The sequence below is a fragment of the Dehalococcoidales bacterium genome, assembly GCA_041652735.1.
GTDB lineage: Bacteria > Chloroflexota > Dehalococcoidia > Dehalococcoidales > RBG-16-60-22 > RBG-13-51-18.
In genome coordinates, this window is record JBAZGT010000003.1 from 108,053 (window position 1) to 132,780 (window position 24,728).

General features: G+C 56.5%; 23 protein-coding genes and 1 rRNA gene. 16 read left to right on the forward strand and 8 right to left on the reverse strand.

Annotation, left to right across the window (positions count from 1 at the left end; genetic code table 11):
• Positions 1-163: 163 nt before the first annotated feature.
• On the forward strand, positions 164-703 hold the full coding sequence (locus tag WC370_02060) for a hypothetical protein (protein ID MFA5308254.1): 540 nt from the start codon (positions 164-166) through the stop codon (positions 701-703).
• A 26-nt stretch (positions 704-729) separates the two neighbouring features.
• Here the strand turns inward: WC370_02060 and WC370_02065 are convergent, their stop codons facing one another.
• Positions 730-1,569 carry a DegV family protein gene (locus WC370_02065; GenBank protein MFA5308255.1) on the reverse strand — a complete coding sequence of 280 codons (840 nt, stop codon included), beginning with the start codon at positions 1,567-1,569 and terminating at the stop codon, positions 730-732.
• 13 nt (positions 1,570-1,582) lie between these two features.
• Positions 1,583-2,356, reverse strand: coding sequence for a heliorhodopsin HeR (gene heR / locus WC370_02070; GenBank protein MFA5308256.1), 774 nt, complete (start codon positions 2,354-2,356; stop codon positions 1,583-1,585).
• Positions 2,357-2,661: 305 nt separating this feature from the next.
• On the opposite strand from heR, the gene WC370_02075 reads away from it, so the two are divergent.
• The gene (locus tag WC370_02075; protein ID MFA5308257.1) at positions 2,662-2,961 is read left to right on the forward strand and encodes a zinc-ribbon domain containing protein; all 300 of its coding nucleotides are present in this window, start codon (positions 2,662-2,664) and stop codon (positions 2,959-2,961) included.
• Positions 2,962-3,408: 447 nt separating this feature from the next.
• Here the strand turns inward: WC370_02075 and speE are convergent, their stop codons facing one another.
• From speE to WC370_02095, 4 genes are all read right to left on the reverse strand, one after another.
• Positions 3,409-4,332 carry a polyamine aminopropyltransferase gene (gene speE / locus WC370_02080; GenBank protein ID MFA5308258.1) on the reverse strand — a complete coding sequence of 308 codons (924 nt, stop codon included), beginning with the start codon at positions 4,330-4,332 and terminating at the stop codon, positions 3,409-3,411.
• Positions 4,333-4,349: 17 nt separating this feature from the next.
• Positions 4,350-4,697, reverse strand: a complete 348-nt coding sequence (gene speD, locus WC370_02085; protein MFA5308259.1) for an adenosylmethionine decarboxylase — start codon at positions 4,695-4,697, stop codon at positions 4,350-4,352.
• Between the two features lie 247 nt (positions 4,698-4,944).
• Positions 4,945-5,883 carry a DRTGG domain-containing protein gene (locus WC370_02090; GenBank protein ID MFA5308260.1) on the reverse strand — a complete coding sequence of 313 codons (939 nt, stop codon included), beginning with the start codon at positions 5,881-5,883 and terminating at the stop codon, positions 4,945-4,947.
• Between the two features lie 263 nt (positions 5,884-6,146).
• On the reverse strand, positions 6,147-7,466 hold the full coding sequence (locus WC370_02095) for a glycosyltransferase 87 family protein (GenBank protein MFA5308261.1): 1,320 nt from the start codon (positions 7,464-7,466) through the stop codon (positions 6,147-6,149).
• A gap of 200 nt (positions 7,467-7,666) precedes the next feature.
• Here WC370_02095 and WC370_02100 point away from each other — a divergent pair, with 200 nt between their 5' ends.
• From WC370_02100 to WC370_02130, 7 genes are all read left to right on the forward strand, one after another.
• On the forward strand, positions 7,667-8,743 hold the full coding sequence (locus WC370_02100; protein ID MFA5308262.1) for a glycosyltransferase family 2 protein: 1,077 nt from the start codon (positions 7,667-7,669) through the stop codon (positions 8,741-8,743).
• On the forward strand, positions 8,734-10,194 hold the full coding sequence (locus tag WC370_02105; GenBank protein ID MFA5308263.1) for a phospholipid carrier-dependent glycosyltransferase: 1,461 nt from the start codon (positions 8,734-8,736) through the stop codon (positions 10,192-10,194). The genes WC370_02100 and WC370_02105 overlap by 10 nt, the downstream gene beginning before the upstream one ends.
• A gap of 199 nt (positions 10,195-10,393) precedes the next feature.
• Positions 10,394-11,434 (forward strand): AmmeMemoRadiSam system radical SAM enzyme, encoded by a 1,041-nt coding sequence (gene amrS, locus WC370_02110; protein MFA5308264.1) that lies wholly within the window; start codon positions 10,394-10,396, stop codon positions 11,432-11,434.
• A complete protein-coding gene (amrB, locus tag WC370_02115) occupies positions 11,427-12,254 on the forward strand; it encodes an AmmeMemoRadiSam system protein B (protein ID MFA5308265.1) in 828 nt (275 codons plus the stop codon). The genes amrS and amrB overlap by 8 nt, the downstream gene beginning before the upstream one ends.
• A 2-nt stretch (positions 12,255-12,256) precedes the next feature.
• Complete coding sequence (gene amrA, locus WC370_02120) at positions 12,257-12,763, forward strand: AmmeMemoRadiSam system protein A (protein ID MFA5308266.1); 507 nt, start codon at positions 12,257-12,259, stop codon at positions 12,761-12,763.
• Positions 12,764-13,693: 930 nt separating this feature from the next.
• A complete protein-coding gene (locus tag WC370_02125) occupies positions 13,694-15,064 on the forward strand; it encodes a replication-associated recombination protein A (GenBank protein ID MFA5308267.1) in 1,371 nt (456 codons plus the stop codon).
• Between the two features lie 191 nt (positions 15,065-15,255).
• On the forward strand, positions 15,256-15,885 hold the full coding sequence (locus tag WC370_02130) for a DUF47 domain-containing protein (protein ID MFA5308268.1): 630 nt from the start codon (positions 15,256-15,258) through the stop codon (positions 15,883-15,885).
• Between the two features lie 2 nt (positions 15,886-15,887).
• On the opposite strand, the gene WC370_02135 is transcribed toward WC370_02130, so the two are convergent.
• The gene (locus tag WC370_02135) at positions 15,888-16,523 is read right to left on the reverse strand and encodes a guanylate kinase (GenBank protein MFA5308269.1); all 636 of its coding nucleotides are present in this window, start codon (positions 16,521-16,523) and stop codon (positions 15,888-15,890) included.
• Positions 16,504-16,794, reverse strand: coding sequence for a DUF370 domain-containing protein (locus WC370_02140; GenBank protein MFA5308270.1), 291 nt, complete (start codon positions 16,792-16,794; stop codon positions 16,504-16,506). Before WC370_02140 ends, WC370_02135 begins: the two co-directional genes overlap by 20 nt.
• A 311-nt stretch (positions 16,795-17,105) precedes the next feature.
• Between WC370_02140 and rrf the strand changes: the two genes are divergently transcribed.
• The 7 genes from rrf to WC370_02175 all read left to right on the forward strand — a co-directional run bounded on the left by rrf (position 17,106) and on the right by WC370_02175 (position 24,493).
• A 5S ribosomal RNA gene (rrf, locus tag WC370_02145) occupies positions 17,106-17,223 on the forward strand.
• Positions 17,224-17,366: 143 nt separating this feature from the next.
• Positions 17,367-20,162 carry an ATP-dependent Clp protease ATP-binding subunit gene (locus WC370_02150; protein MFA5308271.1) on the forward strand — a complete coding sequence of 932 codons (2,796 nt, stop codon included), beginning with the start codon at positions 17,367-17,369 and terminating at the stop codon, positions 20,160-20,162.
• Between the two features lie 116 nt (positions 20,163-20,278).
• Positions 20,279-20,500 carry a biotin/lipoyl-containing protein gene (locus WC370_02155; protein MFA5308272.1) on the forward strand — a complete coding sequence of 74 codons (222 nt, stop codon included), beginning with the start codon at positions 20,279-20,281 and terminating at the stop codon, positions 20,498-20,500.
• 83 nt (positions 20,501-20,583) lie between these two features.
• Complete coding sequence (locus WC370_02160) at positions 20,584-20,727, forward strand: OadG-related small transporter subunit (GenBank protein ID MFA5308273.1); 144 nt, start codon at positions 20,584-20,586, stop codon at positions 20,725-20,727.
• Positions 20,727-21,875, forward strand: a complete 1,149-nt coding sequence (locus tag WC370_02165) for a sodium ion-translocating decarboxylase subunit beta (protein ID MFA5308274.1) — start codon at positions 20,727-20,729, stop codon at positions 21,873-21,875. Before WC370_02160 ends, WC370_02165 begins: the two co-directional genes overlap by 1 nt.
• A 682-nt stretch (positions 21,876-22,557) precedes the next feature.
• The gene (gene radA / locus WC370_02170) at positions 22,558-23,958 is read left to right on the forward strand and encodes a DNA repair protein RadA (GenBank protein ID MFA5308275.1); all 1,401 of its coding nucleotides are present in this window, start codon (positions 22,558-22,560) and stop codon (positions 23,956-23,958) included.
• Positions 23,945-24,493 carry a 2'-5' RNA ligase family protein gene (locus WC370_02175; protein ID MFA5308276.1) on the forward strand — a complete coding sequence of 183 codons (549 nt, stop codon included), beginning with the start codon at positions 23,945-23,947 and terminating at the stop codon, positions 24,491-24,493. Before radA ends, WC370_02175 begins: the two co-directional genes overlap by 14 nt.
• The last annotated feature ends 235 nt before the right edge of the window (positions 24,494-24,728 follow it).

Consider the following 24,728-nt stretch of genomic DNA (forward strand, 5'->3'; position numbering starts at 1 on the left):
CAGCTCGATGTTTCCAGTATAAATTCCATCCCGGCGCCTGTCAAAAAGCCCTGTCTATTACTTACCCTCTTGCCCCCGAGAGATAAATGTCCTATAATCAATATCCCGCTTCCTGTTGCCATAATATGTAACATTATCGTTGTTGCGAAGGAGGAGTACGGTAATGCATAACCAGCAGTGGCTGTTGCTCGCGGTCATGGCTGTCTGCGGCGCCGCCGTCATCGGCAGCTATGTCCGGGGTTTTCACACGCACCCCGGCAGCGCGGAAAAGCTCTGGGGTGGGGTTACCGGCGGCTTGAGAACGTTCAATTTCGTTACCATGATACTGGCGGTTTTCGGCTTCTTTGCCTTCAGCTACTGGCTCTTTTTCCGCCTGGACCCCGCTGACATCCAGATTGCCGGGCGCTTCGGCTTCTGGCTGTTCGATGTCATCTTCCTGGTTATTCTCATTCCTTCCGCCCTGTGGATGCCGCTGACTATCGCCTATGTGGACCATCCCGGCCCCGGTCTCTGGGTCGGCGTCCGCCTGGCGCTGGCGCTGGTCGGTATCGGTTCCCTGGCGCTGCTCTGGGCTATTCTGGCCGTCAGCCCGCGGGAGGCCGGCACGGCTTACTGGCTGGCGGTAGCGGGCGCCGCCGCTTTTTGCGTGCAGACCGCGGTGCTGGATATGCTGGTCTGGCCAATGCTGTTCCGCGCCCGGTAGGGCCGGGCTTGCATTAAAGCAAAAGTTTAGCCGGACTGCCTCAATCCCACCAGCAGCACGCCCGGCCCGCCGTGGACTCCCAGCCCCGCTCCCATCTCCATTACCCGGATTTTTTCCTCCGGGAAGAGCCGTCCCAGCCGTTTTTTGAACTCGGCGGCTTTTTCCGGTATGGCGCTGTGGGTGATGACCAGCTCCGCTATGTCCTTTTTTTCCTGGACGAACTCATAAAGCTTTTCCGCCCCGCGCGTGAAGCTGCGCACCAGCCCCGTCCTTACTATCTCTCCGTCCCGGAAAGCCAGCATGGGCTTGACGTTAAGGATATTGGCCGCCGCCACTATCGCCCGCGGCACCCGCCCGCTCCAGGCCAGGTACTTCATCGTGTCGAACATGCCCAGCATGTGTACCTGCCCGATAACCTTCCGCACTTCTTCCGCGATTGTTTTCAGGTCTTTCTTTCCCCCGGCCAGCCTGGCCGCGGCCATCGCCACCAGCGCCAGCCCCGCCGAATTGAACCTGGAGTCGATAACTTCGATAGGGCACCGGCTTTCCACCGCTTTCTTGGCCAGCAGCGCCGCGTTACAGGTGCCGCTTATTTTGGACGAGATATGCACGGAGATAATGCCGTCGGCCCGGCCGCAGTACTCCCGGTACGCCAGCTCGAAGTCCTCCGGCGTCGGCTGTGAGGTTGCCGGGTGCAGCCGCGAATCGGTAAGCAGCCGGAAAAACTCGTCGGTCTTTATGTCCACGCCGTCGCGCAGCAGCCGGTCGCCGAAGCGCACGTATATCGGAATCACCCTGATGCCGAGCTCCGTCGCCAGCTCCTGCGGTATATCGGAGGTGCTGTCTGTTATCACCTGTATAGTCATGCTGTCCCCCGCCCTACACCGGCCGCAAAGTGCCCGCGAAGACCTGCCAGGCCAGGGCGGACTTGGCTATCAGGCTCAGCAGGATATACATCCGCTCCCCGAAGATGTAGTCCCGCCACTTGCCCGCCTTTTTGTATTGCAGCACCATATTGACCGCGAAGCAGAAAAAGAACACGAACAGCGTGGGCAGGATGGCGTAAACGAACTTGGGCACGCCCTCGTCCGCTTTGGCCAGCGACCCGAAGAAGTAGATGGCGATAGCCACCCACGGCACCGCCCCCGCGATGCACCCCACCACGTAAGACGTCCAGTTGGTCTTTGCCGTGGTCTGGTTGTGGACTTCCATTACCAGGCCGCAGAGGTTCATCACGCCCGTAAGCGCGAAGGCCATCAAAAGCGCGCCGAGGTCGTATACGCCGCAGAGCATCCCTATCAGCACTATCATCAGGGAGGCGCTCAGGGAATACTCGTACCAGCGGGCGTAGTTGATGCCCTTTTTGAGGTTTTTCACGTACCACCCGAACGCCACCGGCGAGGCGACGGTAAAATGCGCCGCGGCGGAGAGCAGCAGGAATACCGCCACCAGTAGGCCGAAAGGCAGGTTGACCAGCACGCTGGTCTCCGGCCAGAGCTTGCCCGTGCCCTGGTTCAGCGTCAGGAAGGAAGTGGTGATGGGTAGCTTGAAGTCATTGGAAAGGAGAATGATAAGTAAACCCTGGACGAGGTGCAGGAAACCCATGAAGAGATTGTAGAGGCGGAGCCGGTTAAACTGCGGCTCATATCCCATATAACCCTCCTTTTTACGGTCGGCTACTCCATGTTTTAATAATATATTCGCCCCGGCGGATTTAGTCAATATGTACAAATAAACCGCCGCCCGCCGCCGCGCCGGGGCGGGCACTTACCTAATGCTGGTACTAACAGCTATAAAATATAATGTCAAACCCTATTGCAAAAACGAATGTTCCAGTATATAATATCCAACGGTGGTTTTCAGTCTAGGTTATCGCAAATGCATATACTTTACCTTATCCCGACCCTGATACGGATGACCTTAGCTCTAACCAACTAACAGAAGAAAGGAGGTCATCCGTGGCATTTCAGGACAAGACATTACAGTGTTCCGATTGCGGGACTTCGTTCACATTTTCCGCTGCGGAGCAAGAGTTCTTCCAGTCCAAAGGTTATACCAATGAGCCCAAGCGCTGCCCTACCTGCCGTCAGGCAAGAAAATCGGAGCGGATGGGTGCCGGCGGTATGAAATCCCGCCAGATGTTCCCGGCCGTCTGTGCCGAGTGCGGCAAGGAAACGGAAGTACCTTTTGAGCCCCGTGAAGGCAGACCGGTTTATTGCAGCGATTGCTTCAGCAAAATGCGGTCCAGCCGCAGCTAGTGATTTAGTTCACTGAAACGATAACAGGTCGGTGAGATTAATTTTTCACCGGCCTGTTGTTTTTTTATGCGCCATTCCCGCCCCGCTCGGGAATCCGGACTATACCCGCCTTGTCATTCTGAGCCGAAACGAAGAATATCGGGGTGGGGGGTTCCCCTTCGCGGGGGATAAGAGGGATTTTGCTCCCTGTCTTTGCGAGGAGTAAAACGACCAAGCAATCTTATTATTCCGTAACTGTCATTCTGAGGGAGTCCCGATGAGTTCCCCTACATCTTTATCGGGACGACCGTCAGAATCTGCCTGTAGTAGTAGCTACCTGAATGGCGAAGGTGTCAATCCATTATTAGTACCTGTAATTTAGGAATGCGTAGCTGGATTCCAGCCTACGCTGGAATGACAGTGGGGAAAAGGGGCGGGGGAAAACTGTAAACTGTAGACTGAAAACTGTTAACTCTTGTATAAATACAGCGGCTTCTTGTCCGTTATCACTCTCTTTTGCGCCGCCAGGGCTTTTCTGATGTATAAAGGCAGGGAAAAAATGCCGCGGTGGGTCTCGCCGTCATAAAAGCTAAGACCGTTCAGCTCTCTGGCTTTGATACGCCCGTCCACTTCATAAGACGTCAGCAGGGCGGGACTGTGCTTGCGTGAGGCGGTGCAGAAACCCCACGGCCCCCCGAAGCAGGGCATGTAGGTGGTGTACTGTGAGACTACCGGGAAAACGCTTTTCAGGGTGGTGCTTACCGCCGTCAGGTTCAGCAGCTCCGTGGGATTGGCGGAACCGGCCTGGACGGATATCAGCCCCTCCACGTTGAGCTTTTCCCGCACTATCCAGTAAAACTCGTTGGTGAAAAGCCTGGCCGCCGGCCCCTCTTCTATGGGGTCGGGTAAATCTATGATGATGACATCGTACTTTTCTTTGGATTTTTTCAAAAATTCCCGGGCGTCCACGTGATGGACTTCCGCGCGCTTGTCTTCAAATGCGCCGGCGGCGTGGGCGGGCAGGTACTTTTTGCTCAGCTCGGTAACCTGGTCGTCGATGTCCACCATCACCGCTTTTTTTACCGTTTTATGACGCAGCACTTCCCGCAGGGTGGCGCCTTCGCCTCCCCCCGCTATAAACACGGTCTCCGGCCCGGGATGGGTTATCATCACCGGCTGGACCAGCGCCTCGTGATAGATAAACTCGTCCCGCTCGCTGGACTGTATTTTATTGTCCAGCACCAGGCATACACCCAGCAGCCGACTTTTCAATATCCGGGCAGACTGGTATTTCGTCCGCCCCTCATACATTACTTCGTCGATGCGGTGCAGCTGTAAAAAGTCTTCGTTTATCTTGTCGCGCAGCCAGTTTTTATCTGGGTCTGTATCCATAAAAAAATCCCCGTGATTTACACGGCAACCATGACCCCCCTCGGTATCTCGGTGGTAAAGTGGTGCTTGGAGCCGAATTTCTCGATGAGTACCTCGGCCGCTTTTTCCGGATTGACGGAAGTGCCGCAGGTAAATACATCCACCGCCGCGTAGCCGTATTCCGGCCAGGTATGGATGGATAGGTGAGATTCGGCGATAACCACCACCCCGCTGACTCCCTGGGGACTGAAACGGTGGAAGGAGCTTCCGAGTACTACCGCTCCGCAATCGATGGCCGCTTTGACCATGACGTCGCGGATGAGGTCCAGGTCGTTCAAAGCCTCCCTGTCACAGTCATGCAGTTCAACCAGTAGGTGTCTTCCCAACGCATTCAATCACCTGCCCCCCTTTATAAAGTTTATTCCCGTATTTCAGGCACGGCCGGGTCGCCGTAAGCGCAATAGAGAAATTTTATAACTTTTTTTCCGCTATAATCAAGGGTTGACCAAATAAAAATTCCCAGAGCAATATAGCCACCCCAGGAATCTTCCCCGCCTCCCCGTTTTTAGGAGTTGGGGAACGTATTTTTACGGATGATGCTCAATCCGTTATGTTGATAAAGCCCCTTTCCTGCTACCCGAACACCTTCATATCCAGGTTCTGTTTTACTATCTCTGCCAGTCTGGCCAGTTTCTTTTCCTGGTGCAGCCTGGTTTTCATTAATGCGTTCTCGATGCCGGTCACGATGTCCGGCACGGCGCTGTCCGTGGTGATTACCGGCACGCCCTTGCTCTCCGCTTTGCTGATGACGTTATAGATGGGGGGCTGGCCGCCGCCGCTCAGGACCAGGCAGGCGGTAGAGGTTTCCAGCGCCGCCAGCTGCATGTCCGGGCGGTCCAGCCGGAGGATGGCCGCTTTATGGCTCTTGCGCCCGAAGTAAACCGGTCCGGCATCCAGCGTCATGGCGCCCAGCAGGTAGTTCTCCACCAGCTCGCCCGCTTTGTCCGCGTTGTTCAGTATCTTGCCCCGGATGCCGGCCGCCACCTCGCCGATGGTCAGGGCCAGGAGGGCGCGGCTTTCCGGGATGGCCCCCAGCACCTTTATCCCCGCCTCCCCGAACTGCGCCGCGGCTTCCGCCTTGACGCGCTTGAGCTGGCTCTGCGGCACTTTATTGATAATTACCCCCAGCAGGCTTTCCCCGAACCCTTTATACAGGCTGATGTACGGGGACGGCTGGCCGGTATAGGCTTCCACGGCGATAGCTTTGGCCTGCATTTCTTTGGCTGCCCCGTAGGCGTCTTTGCTGGCGGCGTCCCCGGGTTTCTTGCCCAGCAGCGCCTCCACCAGGACGGTGTCCCGCCCCTTGACGATGTCCGGCGCGTTTACCAGGTCGTCCGGCCCCAGTACTTTTTTCATGAAAGCGGTATCGCCGTCCGGCAGGGTCTTGTCCACGGCCTGCGGCTTGAGGAACCCCACCTTTTTCCCGGCGCTCAAAAGGTTAACGGCCAGGCCGGCGCTGATAGCCGTCTTGCCCGCTCCCGCCTCCGCTGAAATGATGTACCAAACGCCCAATCTCTGCTCCCGGTTCGCTTACAATTAAATAACCAATATATTATAAGCTTTTATGCGGGATACGTAAAGAGTATCGGAGAGGAAACGGACAAATTATACCGCCGTATTTCCCTCCGTCTGACACTCACCCCGCCGGTGTAACCTTGCCTCGAATGCCATTAAGTTCCCGCCGGATACCCCCGGTTTGCCGGTAGTTACTTCTATCTGAAAAAGTGGCGGCGAATAGTCCGTTCTCACCGGAAAAACGCGGATTCTTCGCGCGTTTAATATGGGGTCAGCATCTTGGACGGCTTGCTCCACTTGGTGAACGTGCAGATGACATACGCTATAAACAGGCACATCAGCGTTACCGCCAGGGCCATATACCCGTAGTCCGGCACGATATGCGTCAGGGCTAAATGCTCAAAGGTAGCGAAGACCCAGGTGTGTGCGGGCCGCAGGAAATAGAACCAGAAGGCAACGTTAAATATCCACAGCCACACCGCCGGCAGCATGGCCGCCACCAGGGCCATAATCCGCTCGCTCCGGAATTTGGTCTGGGCGGCTACCAGCAGCGCCAGTGGAATATAGATTATCAGGTACTGGTAGTTGGTGCGGTAGATAAAGATTAGGAAGATAAGGAAACCCACCAGCGCCGCCTGCGATGGTTTGAGCTGCCTTTTATAGCTGAACCAGAGACCGGCCAGGATGGCTGCTATCAGCAGCGGTATGCTGTAAACCAGCAGGCCTTTGGTATCCCAGCCCAAAGCTTGATGCAGGTAGGTAAGCAGAGAACCGCTTCCGCTGAAGGCGTACATCAGCGGTTGCTGGTAGTCCGGCGTCTGCCCCGCCAGGAAAAATGAACGCCCGTACTCGAAGAAGTTGCCGGTGGTTAAAAACGGGATGGAAAACGCCAGCATCACCCCGGCCAGGATGGCGCAGTCGCCGGCCAGGCGCCGCCAGCCCAGGGTCCGGATGGATACGGCTATCATGAAAGCCACCGGTATCAGCGTATGCTGCTTGGTCATTACCGCCAGCCCGGCGAAGAGGAAGCCCAGCCGGTCTTTGCCTTTCTCCAATAAAATAACCGCCGCCAGCAAAAAAGCCGCCGCGATGGCATCGAACTGCCCGAAGACGGCTGACTCGTACCAGGCGGTGGGGTGGAAAAGCCACAGACTGGCGAATATAAGCTTGCGCCATTTCGGCCCGGGCACCGCCCAGAACAAGAGACAGCCAATGGCCAGGTCGGCGGCGATAATCGGGGTTTTCATGGCCAGCCGCCAGCTGGTGTCCACCATCGTATTGGTGGCCGTGCTCGCCGGCGCCGCCAGCAGCGCCACGCGCAATATCAGCAGCCACAGCGGCGGGTAAACGAAACCCCACCCCGCCGTGGGGAAAATAGGCAGGCTGGCGTCCGCGTAGCGGTAGAAGTCCAGCCCGTACTGGTCGAACACCTTGGCGAAAGCCCAGAACTGCGGTACGTCCACCCCCGCCGAAAGAGGCGCCGCCCAGAACCGGATATAGGCCGCCAGCAGCAGCGCCAGCCCGAAGACGCTCAGGTAAAACGGGCCGCTGAACTGCGCCCAGCGTAATTTTAAAGACATATCCGCCCCGCTGCCGGTATCCCGCCCGCCGTTTTTTCGTTATTAATAGATAAGGCCATCATTCTCCAACCGGGGACTGGTGTCATATATATAAACGTAATATTTTGCGAAACGTTATATTATAATCTTTTATTCAGCATACACAAAAGCGTATAATCTTACTAGTCGAAATTTATGCACTTGGGATGGAAGTTGCTTAAATGAAAGAAACTATCTCCCTCATTATACCTACTTTTAATGAAAAAGATAATGTCACCCCCCTCGTTGCCAGAGTCCATCAAGCCTTAGCCGGGTACGACCATGAAATAATACTGGTGGACGATAACAGTAAGGACGGCACTATAGAAACGGCCGAGGCCCTTGCCCCCCGCTATCCGGTTAAGGTAATCGTCCGCCGTGACGAGCGCGGGCTGGCCAGCGCCGTGGTGCACGGTCTTAAATACGCCTCCGGCAGCATTATCGGTGTCATGGACGCGGATTTACAGCACCCGCCGGAAAAGTTGCCGGACCTGGTCAAAGCCATCGAGGGCGGGGCGGACATGGTTATCGGTTCCCGCTATATCCCGGGCGGCGGCTGTCCCAACTGGGACCTGACGCGCAAGGTGATTTCCAAAGCCGCGCTCATGGTGTCCCACCTCCTTCTCCCCTCCACCCGCCGCGTCAAGGACCCGCTGGCCGGCTTTTTTATGTTCCGCCGGGATAAAGTGGATATCGCCAAGCTCAAACCTATAGGCTATAAAATCAGCCTGGAAGTCATGCTGACCGGCGATTTTAAGAATATCGTGGAGGTGCCCTATATCTTCGAGGAGCGCAGCGCCGGCCAGAGCAAACTGAACATGATGCAGCAATGGGACTACCTTAAGCACCTTTTCAGCCTGATGCGCCGCACCGGCGAGCTGGCCATGTTCCTCAAGTTCGTGGCCGTGGGCCTGAGTGGGGTGGTCGTTAACGAGGGCGCGTACTGGCTGCTGACGCGCTTTGGTGGACTGGAGACCCTTAACTGGCTGGCTAACCTCATCGGCATCGAGACCTCCATCATCACCAACTTCGTCCTGAATGATTCGTTTACCTTCCGGCAAAAGCGTTCCGTTAGTCCGTTTATCGTCCGCCTGCTTAAGTTCAACCTTACCTGCGCCGCCGGGGCGTCCATCCAGTGGGGGCTGTTCATGTTCTTTACCCGCGTCACCGGGCTGTACGACCTGCTGGCCAACTTTATCGGCATCGTCGTCGCTTTCCTGGTAAATTACTTTATTAACCGTAACTGGACATGGAAATAAAATCTAAAATCGTCCGCGCCTGGCGCTGGCCGTATTTCTGGCTCAGCGTTATCGTCATTACCACGCTGGTGCTGCATTTTGTCATGATTCCCAGAGTAACGGACCCGATACTCGACGAGATACACTACATCAAGGACGCCCGCAATATCATCACCAACCATGCCAGTGAGCGCATCGAACACCCCCCGCTGGCCAAACTGCTCATCGTGGCGGGGGAATACGTTTTCAGCGGGTTCAGAACACCGGTGCAGGATACCGGTGTTACCCTCCGGCAGGGCATTACTAGCACCAGCGGCACCGTCATCAACGTGAGCAATGCCTCGGTGTTTAAAGTCGGCGAAACCATAATGATCGATAAAGAATATATGAAAATCCAGGCGGTCGACCTGGCATCCAGCCAGCTTACCGTAGAGCGCGGTAACATGGGGGCTGCCGCCTTCCACAATGTCAACCAGCCCATAAACCGCTGGGTGGAAAATCCCTGGGGCTGGCGCGTTTTTCCCGTTTTGTTCAGCACGGCCACCCTCATCCTTTTCTTTTTCCTCTGCCGCAAGCTCGGCATGTCCCTGACCGCCTCCAATGTCGCCGTCTATCTGCTGGCTTTTGAAAACCTTACCTTTATGATGGGCGGCCTGGCCATGCTGGACGTCTATTTCCTCACCTTCATGATGGCGGCTTTCGTGCTCTATGTTTACCGGCGTTATATCAGCTCGGGCGTCGCCATCGGTCTGGGCGCGCTGGCCAAGCTCAACGGGGCGCTGGCTTTCCCGGTGATATTCGTGCACTGGGTATTTACCCGGGAAAAGCGTACCCGCTGGTTCATCCTCACCCTCATCTTTTCCCTGCTGACTTTCATTGAAATAATGATATTGTGCGAGTTTCTCATTGCCCACGGCATGTCCGCCGAGCTTAATCCCTTCCACCGCATCAAGGAGATGCTCCAGCTCAGCGGCAGCCTCACCTTCGCTAACGTGGACCACCCCTTTAAGAGCTACCCCTGGGACTGGCTGATTTTCTACCGCCCCATGCCCTTCTGGTATATGCCGCACTATACCGCGGCTATCAGCTTTACCATCTGGGCTTTGACTATGCCCACCTTCGGCTATCTCATCTACCGCGCGATTAAGCGGGACGAGGCCGGGCTGTTCGCTTTATCCTGGTTCTTCGGGACTTTTCTTATCTGGATTCCGATTATCCTGATTACCGATAGGGTAAGCTATCTCTATTATTTTTACCCGGTGGTGGGCGCTGTCTGCATGGGGGTGGCTATAGGGCTGGACCAGCTTTTGGACTGGTGGCGTCACCGGCTGCGCGGCAAGCTGAAGTGGACGGCGCTTTTGATAGTGATATTCGTCCTGGCTTTGCACATGTTCTCGTTTTTGATACTTTCTCCTCTCATCAAGTATGACTTCCTGCCCTGGTGGGACTGGATAGTCAAGCTGTTCACCTAGTATCGCTTCTGAGGCAGACCTGGCTTAACGGCATAGATTCCAGGTATTAATAGGGGAATCACGGGTTAGGAATAAAATATTAGGTATCAATGTACCTTATATTTCCCCGGTATAATTTCCGCAATACGGTCATTTCCGGCACTATATTTGACTTCCCCCCGGTGTTATAATTACTCTAAGGAGCAGGGGGAGGTGGTCTATGCGTGAGGCCGCGCTTTATGATAAACTCCCGGACTCCAGGGTAAAGTGCCGCACCTGCCAGTGGCGCTGCCGGGTCAACCCGGGCAAGTTCGGCGCCTGCGGCATGTATCAGAACCGGGACGGCGTTCTCTATAATCTCAACTATGCCCGTATCTCTTCCGCCGCCGCTGACCCCATAGAAAAGAAGCCGCTGTTCCACTTTCACCCCGGCACGCGTTGCTTTTCCCTGGGCACGCTGGGCTGCAATTTTCAGTGCAAGCACTGCCAGAACTGGGAAATCTCCACCGCGGACAGCGCCTCCCTGCTTTCCGCCTGCCGGGATATGCCGCCGGCAGCGGCCGTCAGGCTGGCCAAACAGTCGCATTGTCAGGGCATCGCCTGGACCTATAACGAGCCCGCCGTCTGGTTTGAGTACACGCTGGACTCGGCCAAACTGGCCAAGCAAAATAACCTCTACACCGTTTACGTGACCAACGGCTTTGCCACCCCGGAGTCGCTGGACGCCATCGGCTCTTACCTGGACGCCTGGCGGGTGGATATCAAGGGCTTTTCCGATGTCTTTTACCAAAAGCTGGCCGGCGTGCCGCACTGGCGGGAAATATTAGACGTCACCCGGCGCGCTAAAGATAAATGGAACATGCACGTGGAGGTGGTCACCAATATCATCCCCACGATGAACGACGACGATGTGCAGTTGACCGCGCTGGCGCAGTGGATACACGACGCTCTCGGCCCCCTTACCCCCTGGCACGTGACCCGTTTTTACCCCCACCACCGCCTCACCGCTTTGCCACCCACCCCCCTTTCAGCTATCGAGCGCGCCTGTGAAATCGGGGCAAAGGCCGGGCTCAAGTTCGTCTATGCTGGCAACGTCCCCGGCCACGGCAGCGAAAACACCCGCTGCTATTCCTGCGGTAACACGATTGTAAAGAGGGTGGGCTATGATACGGAGGTGACCGGCCTGGACGGTTCCCGCTGCCGCTATTGCGGGGCGGACCTTAATTTCCGGGTCGGACGGAAAGGAAAGCAGGATGATTAGAAATCCGTCGGTGGCCGGGTACTTTTATCCCGGCTCTAAAAATGAGTTGCGGGAGACGGTCGCCCGGTATATAGATAAAAACGCCCCCAAAGTGGAGGCCGTCGGCCTGCTGGCGCCCCATGCCGGTTACCAGTATTCCGGGGCGGTGGCCGGGGCCACCATCTCCCGCGTCAACTTTAAGGATACCTTTATCATTATGGGACCCACCCACTCCGGGCTGGGCAAGCCTTTCAGCGTCATGCCGGAGGGCACCTGGCGTACCCCCCTCGGGGACGTGGAAGTGGACGCGGTGCTTGCCCGGAAAATAATAGATTTGTCGGAGTATGCCGAGGCGGACTACGCCGCCCATGAGGACGAGCACGCCGTGGAAGTGCAGCTGCCTTTTTTACAGTACCTCAAGCCGGACGTGCGCATTGTGCCCATCATTTTGGCCGGCGCTGCCGTTACTATATATAAGGAAATCGGGCACGCCATCGCCGCCGCTATCAAAGAGACCGGGCATGAGGCGGTGCTGCTCGCCAGCGGCGATATGACCCACCGCGAGCCGGCGTCCGTCGCCAAAGAGAAGGATATGAAAGCCGTGGCGGCCATGCTCGCTCTCGACGAGGACGAGCTGACCCGACTCTACCATAACCTGCATATCACCATGTGCGCCCACGGCCCGGTGGCCACGCTTATTGTCGCCGCCAAAGAGCTGGGGGCGACCGGCGGGGAGCTGGTGAAGTACATGAACAGCGGCGATGCCACCGGCGACTATGATGAGGTGGTGGCCTATGCCGGCGTTATCTTTAAAAAGGGCGGGGCCCGGAAAGGGGAATAACGATGCATCCTATCGCGGCTTTGGCTAAAGAAACGGTGGAGACCTGGGTACGGACGGGTAAAAGGCCCGCGCCGCCCGCCGGGCTCACCCCGGAAATGAAAGAGCGGGCAGGTGTCTTTGTCTCCATCCATAAGCGCGGGGATTTGCGCGGCTGTATCGGCACCTTTGATCCGCAGCAGAAAAATGTGGCCGGGGAAATCATCGCCAACGCCGTCAGTTCCGCCATGCGCGACCCCCGTTTTTCCCCCGTTACCCCGGATGAGCTTGAAGACCTGGACTACTCCGTTGATGTGCTGACTACCCCGGAGCCGGTGGCGGACGAAAGTCATCTGGACCCTAAAAAGTACGGCGTTATCGTGGAGGCGGGGTGGCGGCGGGGCCTGTTGCTGCCGGACCTGGAAGGCGTTGACACCGTCGACTACCAGATAGACATCTGCCGCCGCAAAGGCGGCATCTCCCCGGAAGAGCCGGTCAAGCTTTACCGCTTTGAAGTGAAAAGGTACAAGTAGGGGGTAAGTGACAAGTAGCAAGGGGCAAGTGGCAAGGAAGGAAGAAACTCTAAATACTAAACTCTAGAGAACGAGCCTGCCGGATTTACGCTCGATTCGTTTTGTAAAAAACCCCTTTTTTTAATATTTTTTCTTACAGCTAAAAGAGGAGAAAAACAAATATTTCAGCTTTGATTCGTTTTATTGTTTTTAGCCGGGCTGTGGTCATACAGGTTCGAATCGTTCCGTAAATTTTAATATTTAAATATGTTGAGTAAACGAAGGAGCGGGGGTAAGAAAAGGAGCACGCCGCCCCGGCATATCCAGGACGCAGGGATAGTATAAGCGGGGAGGGGATAAAAGTAAATGGAGGGATGTCACAAGGGGAAAACCCTAAATACTAAACCCTAAACTCTAAACGGGGGAAGACGTTAAAACCAAACAATTAACCATCCCGTTGAAAAACGGGATCCAGGTATTAAGGCCTGGCGGATATTGCGGGAAATAGAGCGGATTCATCTCACTGGATTCCGGTTTGCACCGGAATGGTTGGGGTGATTAGGGACAAGGGGAAGAGATACAAATAGGGAAACTCTAAACTCTAAATCCTAAACTATAAACGGGGGGAGACATAAAACCAAACAATTAACCATCCCGTTGAAAAACGGGATCCAGGTATTAAGGCCTGGCGGATATTGCGGGAAATAGAGCGGATTCATCTCACTGGATTCCGGTTTGCACCGGAATGACAACAAAAGGAAAACGGCCGGGATTCATTGGGGCGGCGGGGGGCATTGGTAATAATTTGGTACTTATCTGTAGCATTGGTAATATTTGCCATTTGATATTGTTTAGTATTTAGAGCTTAGTATTTAGAATTTCCCCTCCCCCCTTTCACTTTTTCCCCGTTTAGAGTATCTTTATCATATATAAGGTATCAGGCGGCAGACCATGAACATGGATATGTTTGAAAAACAGGCGGAGCAGCAGCAGATGCAGCAGGCGCCGCTGGCCACCCGCATGAGGCCAAACAGCCTTAACGGCTTCGTGGGGCAGGAGCACCTTATCGGCAAGGGCCGCGTGCTCCGCCGCGCTATAGAGACGGACCGCATCCCCTCCGTGATTTTCTGGGGGCCGCCCGGCTGCGGCAAGACCACCCTGGCCAACGTCATCGCCAACAGCACCGGCGCTTTCTTCGCCCCGGTCAGCGCCGTCAGCGCCAGCGTTAATGATTTAAGACGCATCGTCACCCAGGCCAAGGAGCGCCGCCAGGTGCAAAACCAGCGCACCATTTTATTTATCGATGAAATCCACCGCTTCAACAAGACCCAGCAGGACGCCGTGCTCCCCTTCGTCGAGGACGGCACCATCACCCTCATCGGCGCCACCACGGAAAACCCCTCTTTCGAGGTTACCTCCCCCCTCCTCTCCCGCAGTCGCGTTTTGCCCCTCAAGCCCCTCACCCCGGACGAGATCCAGGCGCTCATTTTCCGGGCGCTCACGGACAAGTTCCTGGGCATCGGTGAGCTGAACGCCGAGCTTTCCAAGGACGCCCTGAACCACCTCATCGGCATGTCCAACAGCGACGCCCGCATCGCCCTCAACACCCTGGAGATAGCCGCCCTGAGCACCCCGCCGGACGGCTCCGGCAAGCGCGTCATCTCCCTGGAAACCATCGAGGACGCCTTCCAGAAACGCGCGGTGCTTTACGATAAAGCCGGCGAACAGCATTACGACCTTATTTCCGCCCTGCACAAGTCCATGCGGGACTCGGACCCGGATGCCTCTATCTACTGGCTGGCGATGATGCTGGAAGCCGGGGAAGACCCGCTTTACATCGCCCGCCGCCTGATACGCTTCGCCTCGGAGGACGTCGGCCTGGCGGACCCGCAGGCGCTTTCGGTGGCGATGGCCGCCCAGCAGGCGGTGCACTTTATCGGTATGCCGGAGGGCAACCTCGCCCTGGCCGAGGCGGCGGTTTACCTCGCCACCGCCCCCAAGAGCAACTCGCTCTACGCGGCCTACACCAAAGTCCAGGAAGAGATTAAAAAGGGCGCCTCGGAAAGCGTGCCGATGCACCTGCGCAACGCGGTCACCCCGCTGATGAAAGACCTGGGCTACGGCCAGGACTACAAGTACGCCCATGACTACCCGGACCATATTGTGCAGCAGGAGCACCTGCCGGGCACGCTCAAGGAAAAGAGGTTCTATAACCCCGGCGTCCAGGGTTACGAGCGCCAGATACTGGCCCGCATGAAGGAATGGGCGCAGAGAAAAGCCCACCAGGACCTTTTCAACCGGGAACCCAGACCGGAAGAATAACCCCCTCCTCTCCCCCCCGGCTTTGTATTAAAAGTAACTGATTCCTGTCACTCTTCGTCACTATCGCCTGCCAAAGCCTGGTGCGGCGAGCAGGTTATTCCTCAGAATGACATTTGATACAGCCCCCCCCCTTTCTTGACAACCATCGCATCTCTAAACTAAACTCTTTTTGGTTAAAACAAGGAGGAGCCATGCCTAGATTTCCTTTTATGCCCCGGGAACAGAAGTTCTTTGACCTCTTCGAGCAGAGCACCCAGAACACCGTCAAGGCCGCCCGGGCGCTCAAGGAAATGATTGATTCCTGGCAGTTCGTTGACAGCCGCGTCGCGGAGATTACCGAGCTGGAGCACCAGGGCGACACCATTACCCACCAGATAATTTCCCTGCTGCACCGCACCTTCGTCACCCCCTTCGACCGCGAGGACATCGCCCTGCTGGCGCACACCATGGACGACGTTATCGACTTTATTCACGCCACGGCCGATGCCATGTTCATCTACAAGATTCCCAGTCCCACCCCCCGCGCCAAAGAGCTGGCGGATATTATCCTCCAGGGCACCATAGAGGTGGAAAAAGCCGTCAGGGGACTGCGACACAAGTCGGAGTTCAAGCAAATCCTGGAAGGGTGCGTGGAAATCAATCGACTGGAAAATATGGCCGACCGCGTTTACCGCGCCGCTATCGGTGAGCTGTTCGATGATGCCGCCAATATCGCCCAGGTAATCAAGTGGCGGGAAATCTACGAGCACATGGAAAGCGCTACGGACCGCTGTGAGGATGTGGCGGATGTCCTGGAGGGCGTGGCCCTCAAGAACGCCTGATTTCAGACATTTAGCTCGCGCCGCGTTACCCGGCATTTCTCCGCGGCGATAATCGCCAGGAAATCCGCTACCGTGCGGTCTATCTCATTTTCCCGGTTGACGATGACGTAGTCGAACATATCGAGCTGGTCTATCTCTTTTTCCGCGGTATTCAGACGCAGTTCCAGTTCCTCCGCGGATTCCGTCCGGCGCTTTCGCAAACGTTTTTCCAGTTCCGCCAGAGAGAGGGTACAGAGGAAGATAAGGATGGCTTGCGGCACTTTTTTCTTGATTGTCACCGCGCCCTGGACATCTATTCTTACAATGACGTCCCGTCCGTTTTTCAGCGCCTGCCGTACCGGCGCGATTGGCCGGCCGTAATAATTGCCGTAGACCTTGGCCCATTCCAGCATCTGGCCGGAGTTGATCATTTCCTGGAACTTTTCTTTGGAGACGAAGTAGTAATCATAACCTTCTTTTTCGCCGGGGCGGGGCGCGCGGGTGGTCGCCGAGACGCTTATATACAGGGGGAGGCCGGACTTGCGGAGGCCATCCAATACGGTGTCCTTGCCGGCGCCGGACAGGCCGGATAAAACAATCAATAAGGGTTTGTCCCCGCCATTGACGGCGGACAACCTATCACGCTTCGTCGGGGTCATTTTGGTCCTGCTTAGCCGGGATGCCGGTGCGGCTGGACTGCAAGCGGCTGGCTATTGTCTCCGGCGCCAGGGCCGCCAGGACTATGTGGCCGCTGTCCGTAAAAATAACGGCCTTGGTACGCCGGCCGCTGGTCATGTCTATCACCTTGCCGCTGCTGCGGCCGTCATGGATGATGCGTTTGGTAGGGGCGGAGTTCGGCGAGGCTATAGCTATCGCCCGGTTCATGGCCAGGATATTCCCGAATCCGATGTGCACCAGTTCACTATTCATACTGTCACCTCGTCAAATTCCTGAGGCTGAAATCCACGCGCCGGTGCGGTTAAAGTTTTTTGAATAACTGCCTCGCTGGAAAAGCCCTCCAATAAACTATCACTTGTTCCCAGGCTTGTCAAGGGCGGCTGTATGGCCCGGATGCCGGTAAAGGGGGAGAGATATTTGAAATTCCTACTCATATTCTAACGCAAAATGGGCAAAATACCCTGTTTGGGGACTTTTCATGCGGCGCTTATTGTGCTATAATGCTAATCGTAACTTGGAAAAAGGTCATTAACAACTGTATAGTACCGGTTAGAGACAAGTCTCTTGGTGGTTAGAGCGAGGTGGTACCACCCGTTCCCATCCCGAACACGGAAGTGAAACGCCCCAGCGCAGACGATACTGAGGGGACAACCCTTTGCGGAAAATATGCCACTGCCAGGAGACTTTTCTTTATCTAGGGGGCTAGGCCTTAAGGTACTATATGCAACCAGGGCAGTTATCCCTATTGCTATTGCCAACTACATTATTATAAGATTAGAAGTAGAGTGGTATCCAGAAGGATAATGTAGCACCATGGAGTGGATATGGCCAGCAGGTTTGAAAAATTCTCTGAAAGAGCCCGCCGCGTCCTCACGATAGCCCAGGAAGAGGCACGCAACCTTAACCACAGCTATATCGGCACCGAGCATATTCTACTTGGTCTGGTTCGTGAGGAAGAGGGCGTCGCCGCCAAGGTTCTTACCAATCTCGGTATCGGCCTGGGTAAAGTGCGTTCGGCGGTGGAATTTATCATCGGGCGGGGTGAAAAACCCGGCTCCGGTGAGACCGGCCTTACCCCCCGCGCCAAAAAAGTAATCGAGCTTGCCATTGACGAGGCCCGCCAGATGGGCCATAACTATATCGGCACCGAGCACCTGCTGCTCGGGCTTCTCCGCGAGGGAGAGGGCGTCGCCTCCAGCGTTTTAGACAGCTTCGGCATTACCCTGGAAAGAGCGCGGTCGGAGGTCACCCACATCCTTTCGCAGAGCACCCCCAAGGCCCGCATGACCCGCTCCTCCAGCAAGACCCCGGCGCTGGACCAGCTGGGCACCGACCTTACGGAAGCCGCCCGCAAAAAGAAACTGGACCCCATTATCGGGCGCCATAAAGAGATTGAGCGCGTTATCCAGATTTTAAGCCGCCGCACCAAGAACAACCCCGCCCTTATCGGCGAGCCGGGCGTGGGCAAGACCGCTATCGTGGAGGGGCTGGCGCAGCAAATCGTGGCCGGTCTCGTGCCGGAAACGCTGGAAGACAAGCGCCTCATCGCCCTGGACATGGGCTCGCTGGTGGCCGGCACCAAGTACCGCGGCGAGTTTGAAGAGCGGCTCAAGAAAATTATTGAAGAAATCAAGACCGCCGGCAACTGCATTATATTTATCGATGAATTTCACACCATGGTGGGCGCCGGCGCCGCTGAGGGCGCCGTGGATGCCGCCAATATCCTTAAGCCTTCCCTGGGTAGGGGCGAGCTGCAATGCATCGGCGCTACCACCCTGGATGACTTCCGCAAGTACGTGGAGCGGGATGCGGGTTTGGAACGCCGTTTCCAGCCGGTGCTGGTGGAAGAGCCTTCCGTGGACGAGACCCTGCTCATTCTCCGCGGTATCCGGGAAAGATATGAAGAGCACCACCACCTGCGCATCTCCGATGAAGCCTTAAGCGCGGCGGCCTCGCTGGCGGCCCGCTATATCCCGGACCGCTTCCTGCCGGACAAGGCCATAGACCTGGTTGATGAAGCGGCCTCCCGCGTGCGCATCCGCCACAGCACCATGCCCATTTCCCTGAAACAGAGCAAGGAAAAACAGGACATACTGCGCCGGGACAAGGACGCCGCTCTGGCCAACCAGCAGTATGATTACGCCGCGGAGCTCCGCGAGCAGGAGCTCCAGAATGAAGACAAGATAAAACAGCTGGAAACCGAATGGAAGAGCGAGCAGGAGTTGGAAGACGTTCTCGTTAAGAAAGAGGACATCGCCGAAGTGGTCAGCATGTGGACCGGCGTGCCGATGGTCCAGCTCGCCGACGATGAGGCGAGCCGGCTCCTTAACATGGAAGAGTCCCTGCACAAGCGCATCGTCGGCCAGGAAGAGGCCGTTAAAGCCATTTCCCGCGCCGTACGCCGCGCGCGTTCCGGCATTAAAGATTTGAAGAGACCCATGGGCGTGTTCCTCTTCCTCGGGCCTACCGGCGTCGGCAAGACGGAGATGGCCAAGACCCTGGCCGAGTACATGTTCGGCAACGAGGACGCCCTGATCCGCATAGACATGTCCGAGTTCATGGAGAAATTCGCCGTTTCCCGCCTGGTAGGCGCGCCCCCCGGCTATGTCGGCTATGATGAGGGCGGCCAGCTGACCGAGGCAGTCCGGCGCAAGTCTTACAGCTGCATCCTGCTGGATGAAATAGAAAAAGCCCACCCGGACGTATTTAACCTGCTTTTGCAGATTTTCGATGACGGCCATTTAACGGACGCCAAGGGCCGCCGCGTGGACTTCCGCAACAGCATTATCATTATGACCAGTAACTTCGGCGCGGTGGAAATCCGCCGCGGTTCGCTCGGTTTCGCCCAGCATAACGACGAAACCAAGTCGCGGGAGCACTCTTACGAGAAGATGCGGGACGACCTCCTTAACAAGCTCAAGGACAGCCGCGAAAGCTATTTCCGCCCCGAGTTCCTCAACCGTATCGATGATATTATCGTGTTCCACACTCTCACCGAACAGCAGATACGCTCTATCGTGGATATGATGCTGGGCAACGTCAGCAAGCAGCTGGCGGAAAAAGAAATCAAGCTCCAGGTAACCACTGCCGCCAAGGACTTCCTGGGCAAAGAGGGTTACAAGGAAGAGTACGGCGCCCGCCAGTTGCGCCGCGTTATCCAGAACAAAGTGGAAGACAAGCTCTCGGAGGCGGTGCTCAGGGGCGGCCTCAAGACTTTCAAGAGAGTGTACGAGCTTAAAGCCACCGTGAAGAACACCGCTATCCTGGATGCCGTGCTCAAGGCGGTTAAAACCATCCCGGATAAGCGAGCGGCGGAAAAAGAAGATGACAAGTTCCGCGTGGTGCCGGAAATCCTTCAGGCGGAAGCCTCCGGCGATGAGTTGAGCGTTTACGCCTCGGAAAGCACCAAGTATGATGTGGAAAAGATTATCAAAGAGCTGCTGGAAGAGGCCAGGCAGGATCAACCCAAGAAGAGGATTAAGATAGATAAAGAGTACAGCATCACGGAAGACGCCTTCGTGACCGAGGTTGTGGTTGACATTAACGATGAGGAAATCGTTATCGATTCCCGTGAAAACTTATCTTTGCCCCAGTTGCCCGTGGTCGCCGGGGTGGACTAAAGCATAAATTTCCTAGAGTGACTTAAAAACCGACTTCTAGTATAATAGGGCGGTGGCAGTGAAAACTCCACCGCCTTTGTTATTTGTTGAGTGTACCGGGAAAGGGGGACCATAAATTGGCCAGGGAAACGGTTGAAGTTCCTATCACGGGCAAGATTATCAGCGTGGAGGTAAAACCCGGCGATAAAATCAAAGAGGGTGACGTGCTTTGCGTGCTGGAGTCCATGAAAATGGAAAACCCCATCATCGCGCCGGTGGACGGCACGGTGACCCAGGTTGGCATTCAGGTGGACCAGGTGGTCAAGCCCGGTGAAATGATTGCCGTTATAGAATATTAATAGATTTCGCTTGCCTCGCCGTGAAGATAAAATTCCGGCGGGGCATCGTTGTATATCGGGGCAGACAGGGGAGGGCATAAAACATGGAATGGTCTTTCGGCCTGACGATGACGGTGGCGGGGATGGGCGTAACCTTCATCACCCTGTACCTGCTCACGCTCCTTATCCGCCTGCTTAATAAACTGTTCCCCTTTAAGAACGAAGAGGAGAAAAAGAGCCGGACTTAATGGACGCGTTGCTGGATGCCTTAAGCAGCCTGGGGCAGGGCTTTACCCATTTGACCTGGCAGGGTGGCATCATGATCGGCATCGGCTGCCTGCTGCTTTACCTCGGCATCGGCCGGAAAATAGAGCCCCTGCTGCTGGTGCCTATCGGCTTCGGGGTAATCCTGGGCAACCTGCCGCTGGCCAACCTCTCCGCGCAGGACGAGGGCGGCGTTATCAACCTGCTCTATGTCTCCGGCATCCTTACCGAGCTTTTCCCGGTGCTGCTGTTCGTGGGGCTGGGGGCGATGATAGATTTCGGGCCGCTGCTGGCCAACCCGGTGGTGCTCATCTTCGGGGCGGCGGGGCAATTCGGCATCTTTATCACGCTGTTGCTGGCGCTCGCGCTGGGCTTCGCCAAACAGGAGGCGGTATCGATTGCCGTTATCGGCGCCTGTGACGGCCCCACCGCTATCTACGTTACCTCCAGGTTCGCCCGCGACCTCCTGCCGGCGGTATCTATCGCCGCTTACTCCTACATGGCGCTGGTGCCCATTATCCAGCCGCCGATTATGCGGGCGCTGACCACTAAAAAGGAACGCGCCACGCTGATGCCTACCGGGGAGAAGCAGGTATCGCAGAAAGTGAAAATCCTCTTCCCCATCATCGCCGGCATCGTCACTATCCTGATAGCCCCCATGGGCGCGCCCCTGATGGGCATGCTCATGCTGGGCAACCTGCTCAAAGAGAGCGGCGTGGTCAACCGCCTGGTGGATGTAGCGCAGAACACCATCGCCAACATGGTCACGCTTTTGCTGGGGCTGTGCATCGGGGCGTCCATGCTGGGCGGCAACTTCCTCAAGTGGGACACGATTCTGGTCTTTCTGCTGGGCTTCCTGGCGATATCCCTGGACACGGTCACCGGCGTCCTGCTCGGCAAGCTGATGCGCGTCATCAGCAAAGGTAAAATCAACCCGCTTTTGGGCGCGGCCGGCACCTCCGCTTTCCCCATGTCCGCCCGGGTGGTGCAGCGGGAGGGCCAGAAAGCCAACCCCCGCAGCTTCCTCCTCTGGCACGCCGTGGGGGCCAATACGGGCGGCCAGATAGGTAGCGTCATGGCCGCCGCCGTCATGCTGGCGGTAATGAGCGGGCTGGGGATTGGGCCGTTATAAAAACTCCCCTGACCCCTCTTTACGAAAGAGGGGCAATCTGTCGTCTCCCTTTCGTAAAGGGAGATTGAGAGAGGGATTTTGTTCACCGGGCATAGTGCCGCTGGGATAGGGTTCGCCCCCCCTGACCCCTCTTTACGAAAGAGGGGCAATCTGTCGTCTCCCTTTCGTAAAGGGAGATTGAGAGAGGGATTTTGTTCACCGGGTATAGTGCCGCTGGGATAGGGTTCGCCCCCCCTGACCCCTCTTTACGAAAGAGGGGCAATCTGTCGTCTCCCTTTCGTAAAGGGAGATTGAGAGAGGGATTTTAGTAAAACCATCCCGATGCAAGCTTGCCGCCGTGACAACCATCTATTGTAAATCATCTATTTCCAGGATAAACTGATAACTGTCTACTGTTAACTGTAAACCGCCTCCTGCTATACATAAAGCAAAAAACAAATGCCCGGATTTTGAAGCTGATTTAACATAAACAAAAAAACAATTAATCGTAGCTGATTACGTACGGAAAATAATAAAAAAATTAAAAAAACAATTAACAACAGCTTTTACTTTTAACCTGTAGTTTTGTGCCGGTTTCTTACCTCGTGCGGCGCCCTGTATCAACGATGGGGACTCGGGAAGCTTGGCGTGCTTCTCCTCCCCCTCCCTTGCCTTCCGCCCCCAAAAATACTAAACTCAACCTATGAGCAAGTCCTCCGGCAAGGTCGTTTTCGTCTGCAAGGAGTGCGGCAAGGAAAGCTTTAAGTGGCTCGGGCGCTGCCCGGACTGCAATACCTGGAACAGCTTTAGTGAGATGACCGTCAAGGCGGAGCCGGCTTTAGCCCGTCCCTCCGGCCCGCCCTCTTTGCCCCGGGAGCTTTCACAGGTAGAGATAGAGAGCGCCGACCGCTCCCCTTTACCCCTCGCGGAGTTCAACCGCGTGCTGGGCGGCGGCCTGGTGGCCGGGTCGCTGGTCCTGATTAGCGGCGACCCCGGTATCGGCAAGTCCACCCTTCTATTGCAGGCGGCGGCCTCTATGGCGGGCGATGACAGCCGCGTGGTCTATGTCACCGGCGAGGAAACCGTGCGTCAGATCAAGCTCCGCGCCGATAGGCTGGGGTTGGGTGGTGCCGGACTCTATATCATGGCGGAGACGGACCTGGATGCCGTGCTGGAACAGGTTGACCGGGCGGACCCCGCCCTGGTGATTATCGACTCCATTCAGACGGTCTATACCCCCGGCGGGGATTCGGCGGCGGGCAGCGTCTCCCAGGTGCGGGACTGCACCATGCGTTTGATGCAGTGGGCCAAGATGCGCGGCGTGCCCGTTTTCATATCGGGCCACGTCACCAAGGAAGGCGCCATCGCCGGGCCGCGCGTCCTGGAGCATATCGTGGATGTCGTCCTCTACCTTGAAGGCGAGCCGTTCAGCGCCTACCGGCTGCTGCGCTGCGTGAAAAACCGCTTCGGCTCTACCAACGAGGTGGGCGTTTTTGAAATGAAAGAGGCCGGGATGATAGAGGTGAGCAACCCCTCCCTGGCCTTCCTCTCCCGGCGCGGCACGGAAACGATTGGCTCGGCCGTGGTGCCGGTCATCGAAGGCAGCCGCCCGCTGCTGGTGGAAATCCAGGCCCTTACCACCCTCAACAGCTTCGGCCAGCCGCGGCGCACCGTTAACGGAGTGGACTTTAACCGCCTGCTTTTGGTGGCGGCGGTGCTTTCCCGCCGCGTGGGTCTTAAGCTCGGCAACCAGGATATCATCGTCAACGTTACCGGCGGCCTCAAAGTGGGCGAGCCGGCGGCGGACCTGGGCATGGCTTTAGCCATCGCCTCCAGCTATAAAGACGCGGAGGTCGCCCCGCATACGGCGGTGGTGGGTGAAGTGGGCTTGAGCGGAGAGCTGCGCCCCGCCGCCCAGATGGACAGAAGGCTGAACGAAGTCGCCCGTCTGGGCTTTAAGCGCTGCATCGTGCCCAAAACGGAGGCTAAATTCACCGTCCCAAAGGATTTGGAGATAGTAATCGCGGGCACGCTGCGGGAAGCGGTCTATAAAGGGCTGGCGGGGGGCGGCAAAGCGCGGGAGGCGGTAGATGGGGGAGACTAAAGACGCTTACGCCGTGGCGCTTATTTTTAACGGCGAGGTGGAAAAAGCCTTAGCCGGGCTGCATCGTGACTTCCAGCAGTATGTGACCTACACGCTGGTGCCCCACATCACCCTGGTTTACCCCTTTACCCCCGCCGGCGGCATCGAAAGCGTTATTCACCGGCTGGATGATATAGGTAAAAGCCACCGGCCTTTCCGCCTGACACTGGAAGGCATCAAGTATTTTGAGACGGTGAACAACGTGGCCTACGTAGCGGTTAAAGAGCAGGAGGCGCTCAAGGCCTTCGTGGACACGATAGTGAAGTCCATACGCGGGGTAATCACGGGCTATTACGCGGAAAAGGACTATGACCCCGCTCATTATATCCCGCACCTGACCATCGGTGAAAAAATCCCCCATGACGTCTTCCCGGAGGTAAAAAAGCGCTTTGCCGATTACCCCATCTCCCACGAATGCGAGATAACCCGCTTCACCCTGGCCGGGGAGGCTGACGGGCAGTGGGAAACGCTAAAGGTTTTCCGGCTGGAGGGGTGAGGAAAATTTATAAGGAGACCGGATTCCCGCTTTTCCCTTCGACCGGCTCAGGGCGAGCGGGAATGACGGGGGAAGACAGTGAGATTGCCGCGCCTCCCGATTCGTTTGGGGGCAGGCGACTCATCGGGATGGCTCGCAATGACAGGAGAAAGTAAGGGAGTCGGGGGGATGGATTGTTAAGGGGAAAAGAAAAGGTGAATTTGAATTACCATGCCTGAAGGAAAAGTCGCCGCGG

What these genes read in the sequence shown, in the direction of transcription:
- WC370_02175 (MFA5308276.1), top strand. Translation starts at nt 23,945, where the DNA reads ATGGGGGAGACTAAAGACGCTTACGCCGTGGCGCTTATTTTTAACGGC.
- WC370_02105 (MFA5308263.1), top strand. Translation starts at nt 8,734, where the DNA reads ATGGAAATAAAATCTAAAATCGTCCGCGCCTGGCGCTGGCCGTATTTC.
- radA (MFA5308275.1), top strand. Translation starts at nt 22,558, where the DNA reads ATGAGCAAGTCCTCCGGCAAGGTCGTTTTCGTCTGCAAGGAGTGCGGC.
- WC370_02095 (MFA5308261.1), bottom strand. Translation starts at nt 7,466, where the DNA reads ATGTCTTTAAAATTACGCTGGGCGCAGTTCAGCGGCCCGTTTTACCTG.
- WC370_02150 (MFA5308271.1), top strand. Translation starts at nt 17,367, where the DNA reads ATGGCCAGCAGGTTTGAAAAATTCTCTGAAAGAGCCCGCCGCGTCCTC.
- WC370_02160 (MFA5308273.1), top strand. Translation starts at nt 20,584, where the DNA reads ATGGAATGGTCTTTCGGCCTGACGATGACGGTGGCGGGGATGGGCGTA.
- amrB (MFA5308265.1), top strand. Translation starts at nt 11,427, where the DNA reads ATGATTAGAAATCCGTCGGTGGCCGGGTACTTTTATCCCGGCTCTAAA.
- WC370_02125 (MFA5308267.1), top strand. Translation starts at nt 13,694, where the DNA reads ATGAACATGGATATGTTTGAAAAACAGGCGGAGCAGCAGCAGATGCAG.
- WC370_02065 (MFA5308255.1), bottom strand. Translation starts at nt 1,569, where the DNA reads ATGACTATACAGGTGATAACAGACAGCACCTCCGATATACCGCAGGAG.
- WC370_02100 (MFA5308262.1), top strand. Translation starts at nt 7,667, where the DNA reads ATGAAAGAAACTATCTCCCTCATTATACCTACTTTTAATGAAAAAGAT.
- speE (MFA5308258.1), bottom strand. Translation starts at nt 4,332, where the DNA reads ATGGATACAGACCCAGATAAAAACTGGCTGCGCGACAAGATAAACGAA.
- heR (MFA5308256.1), bottom strand. Translation starts at nt 2,356, where the DNA reads ATGGGATATGAGCCGCAGTTTAACCGGCTCCGCCTCTACAATCTCTTC.
- amrA (MFA5308266.1), top strand. Translation starts at nt 12,257, where the DNA reads ATGCATCCTATCGCGGCTTTGGCTAAAGAAACGGTGGAGACCTGGGTA.
- amrS (MFA5308264.1), top strand. Translation starts at nt 10,394, where the DNA reads ATGCGTGAGGCCGCGCTTTATGATAAACTCCCGGACTCCAGGGTAAAG.
- WC370_02140 (MFA5308270.1), bottom strand. Translation starts at nt 16,794, where the DNA reads ATGAATAGTGAACTGGTGCACATCGGATTCGGGAATATCCTGGCCATG.
- WC370_02130 (MFA5308268.1), top strand. Translation starts at nt 15,256, where the DNA reads ATGCCTAGATTTCCTTTTATGCCCCGGGAACAGAAGTTCTTTGACCTC.
- WC370_02165 (MFA5308274.1), top strand. Translation starts at nt 20,727, where the DNA reads ATGGACGCGTTGCTGGATGCCTTAAGCAGCCTGGGGCAGGGCTTTACC.
- WC370_02135 (MFA5308269.1), bottom strand. Translation starts at nt 16,523, where the DNA reads ATGACCCCGACGAAGCGTGATAGGTTGTCCGCCGTCAATGGCGGGGAC.
- WC370_02060 (MFA5308254.1), top strand. Translation starts at nt 164, where the DNA reads ATGCATAACCAGCAGTGGCTGTTGCTCGCGGTCATGGCTGTCTGCGGC.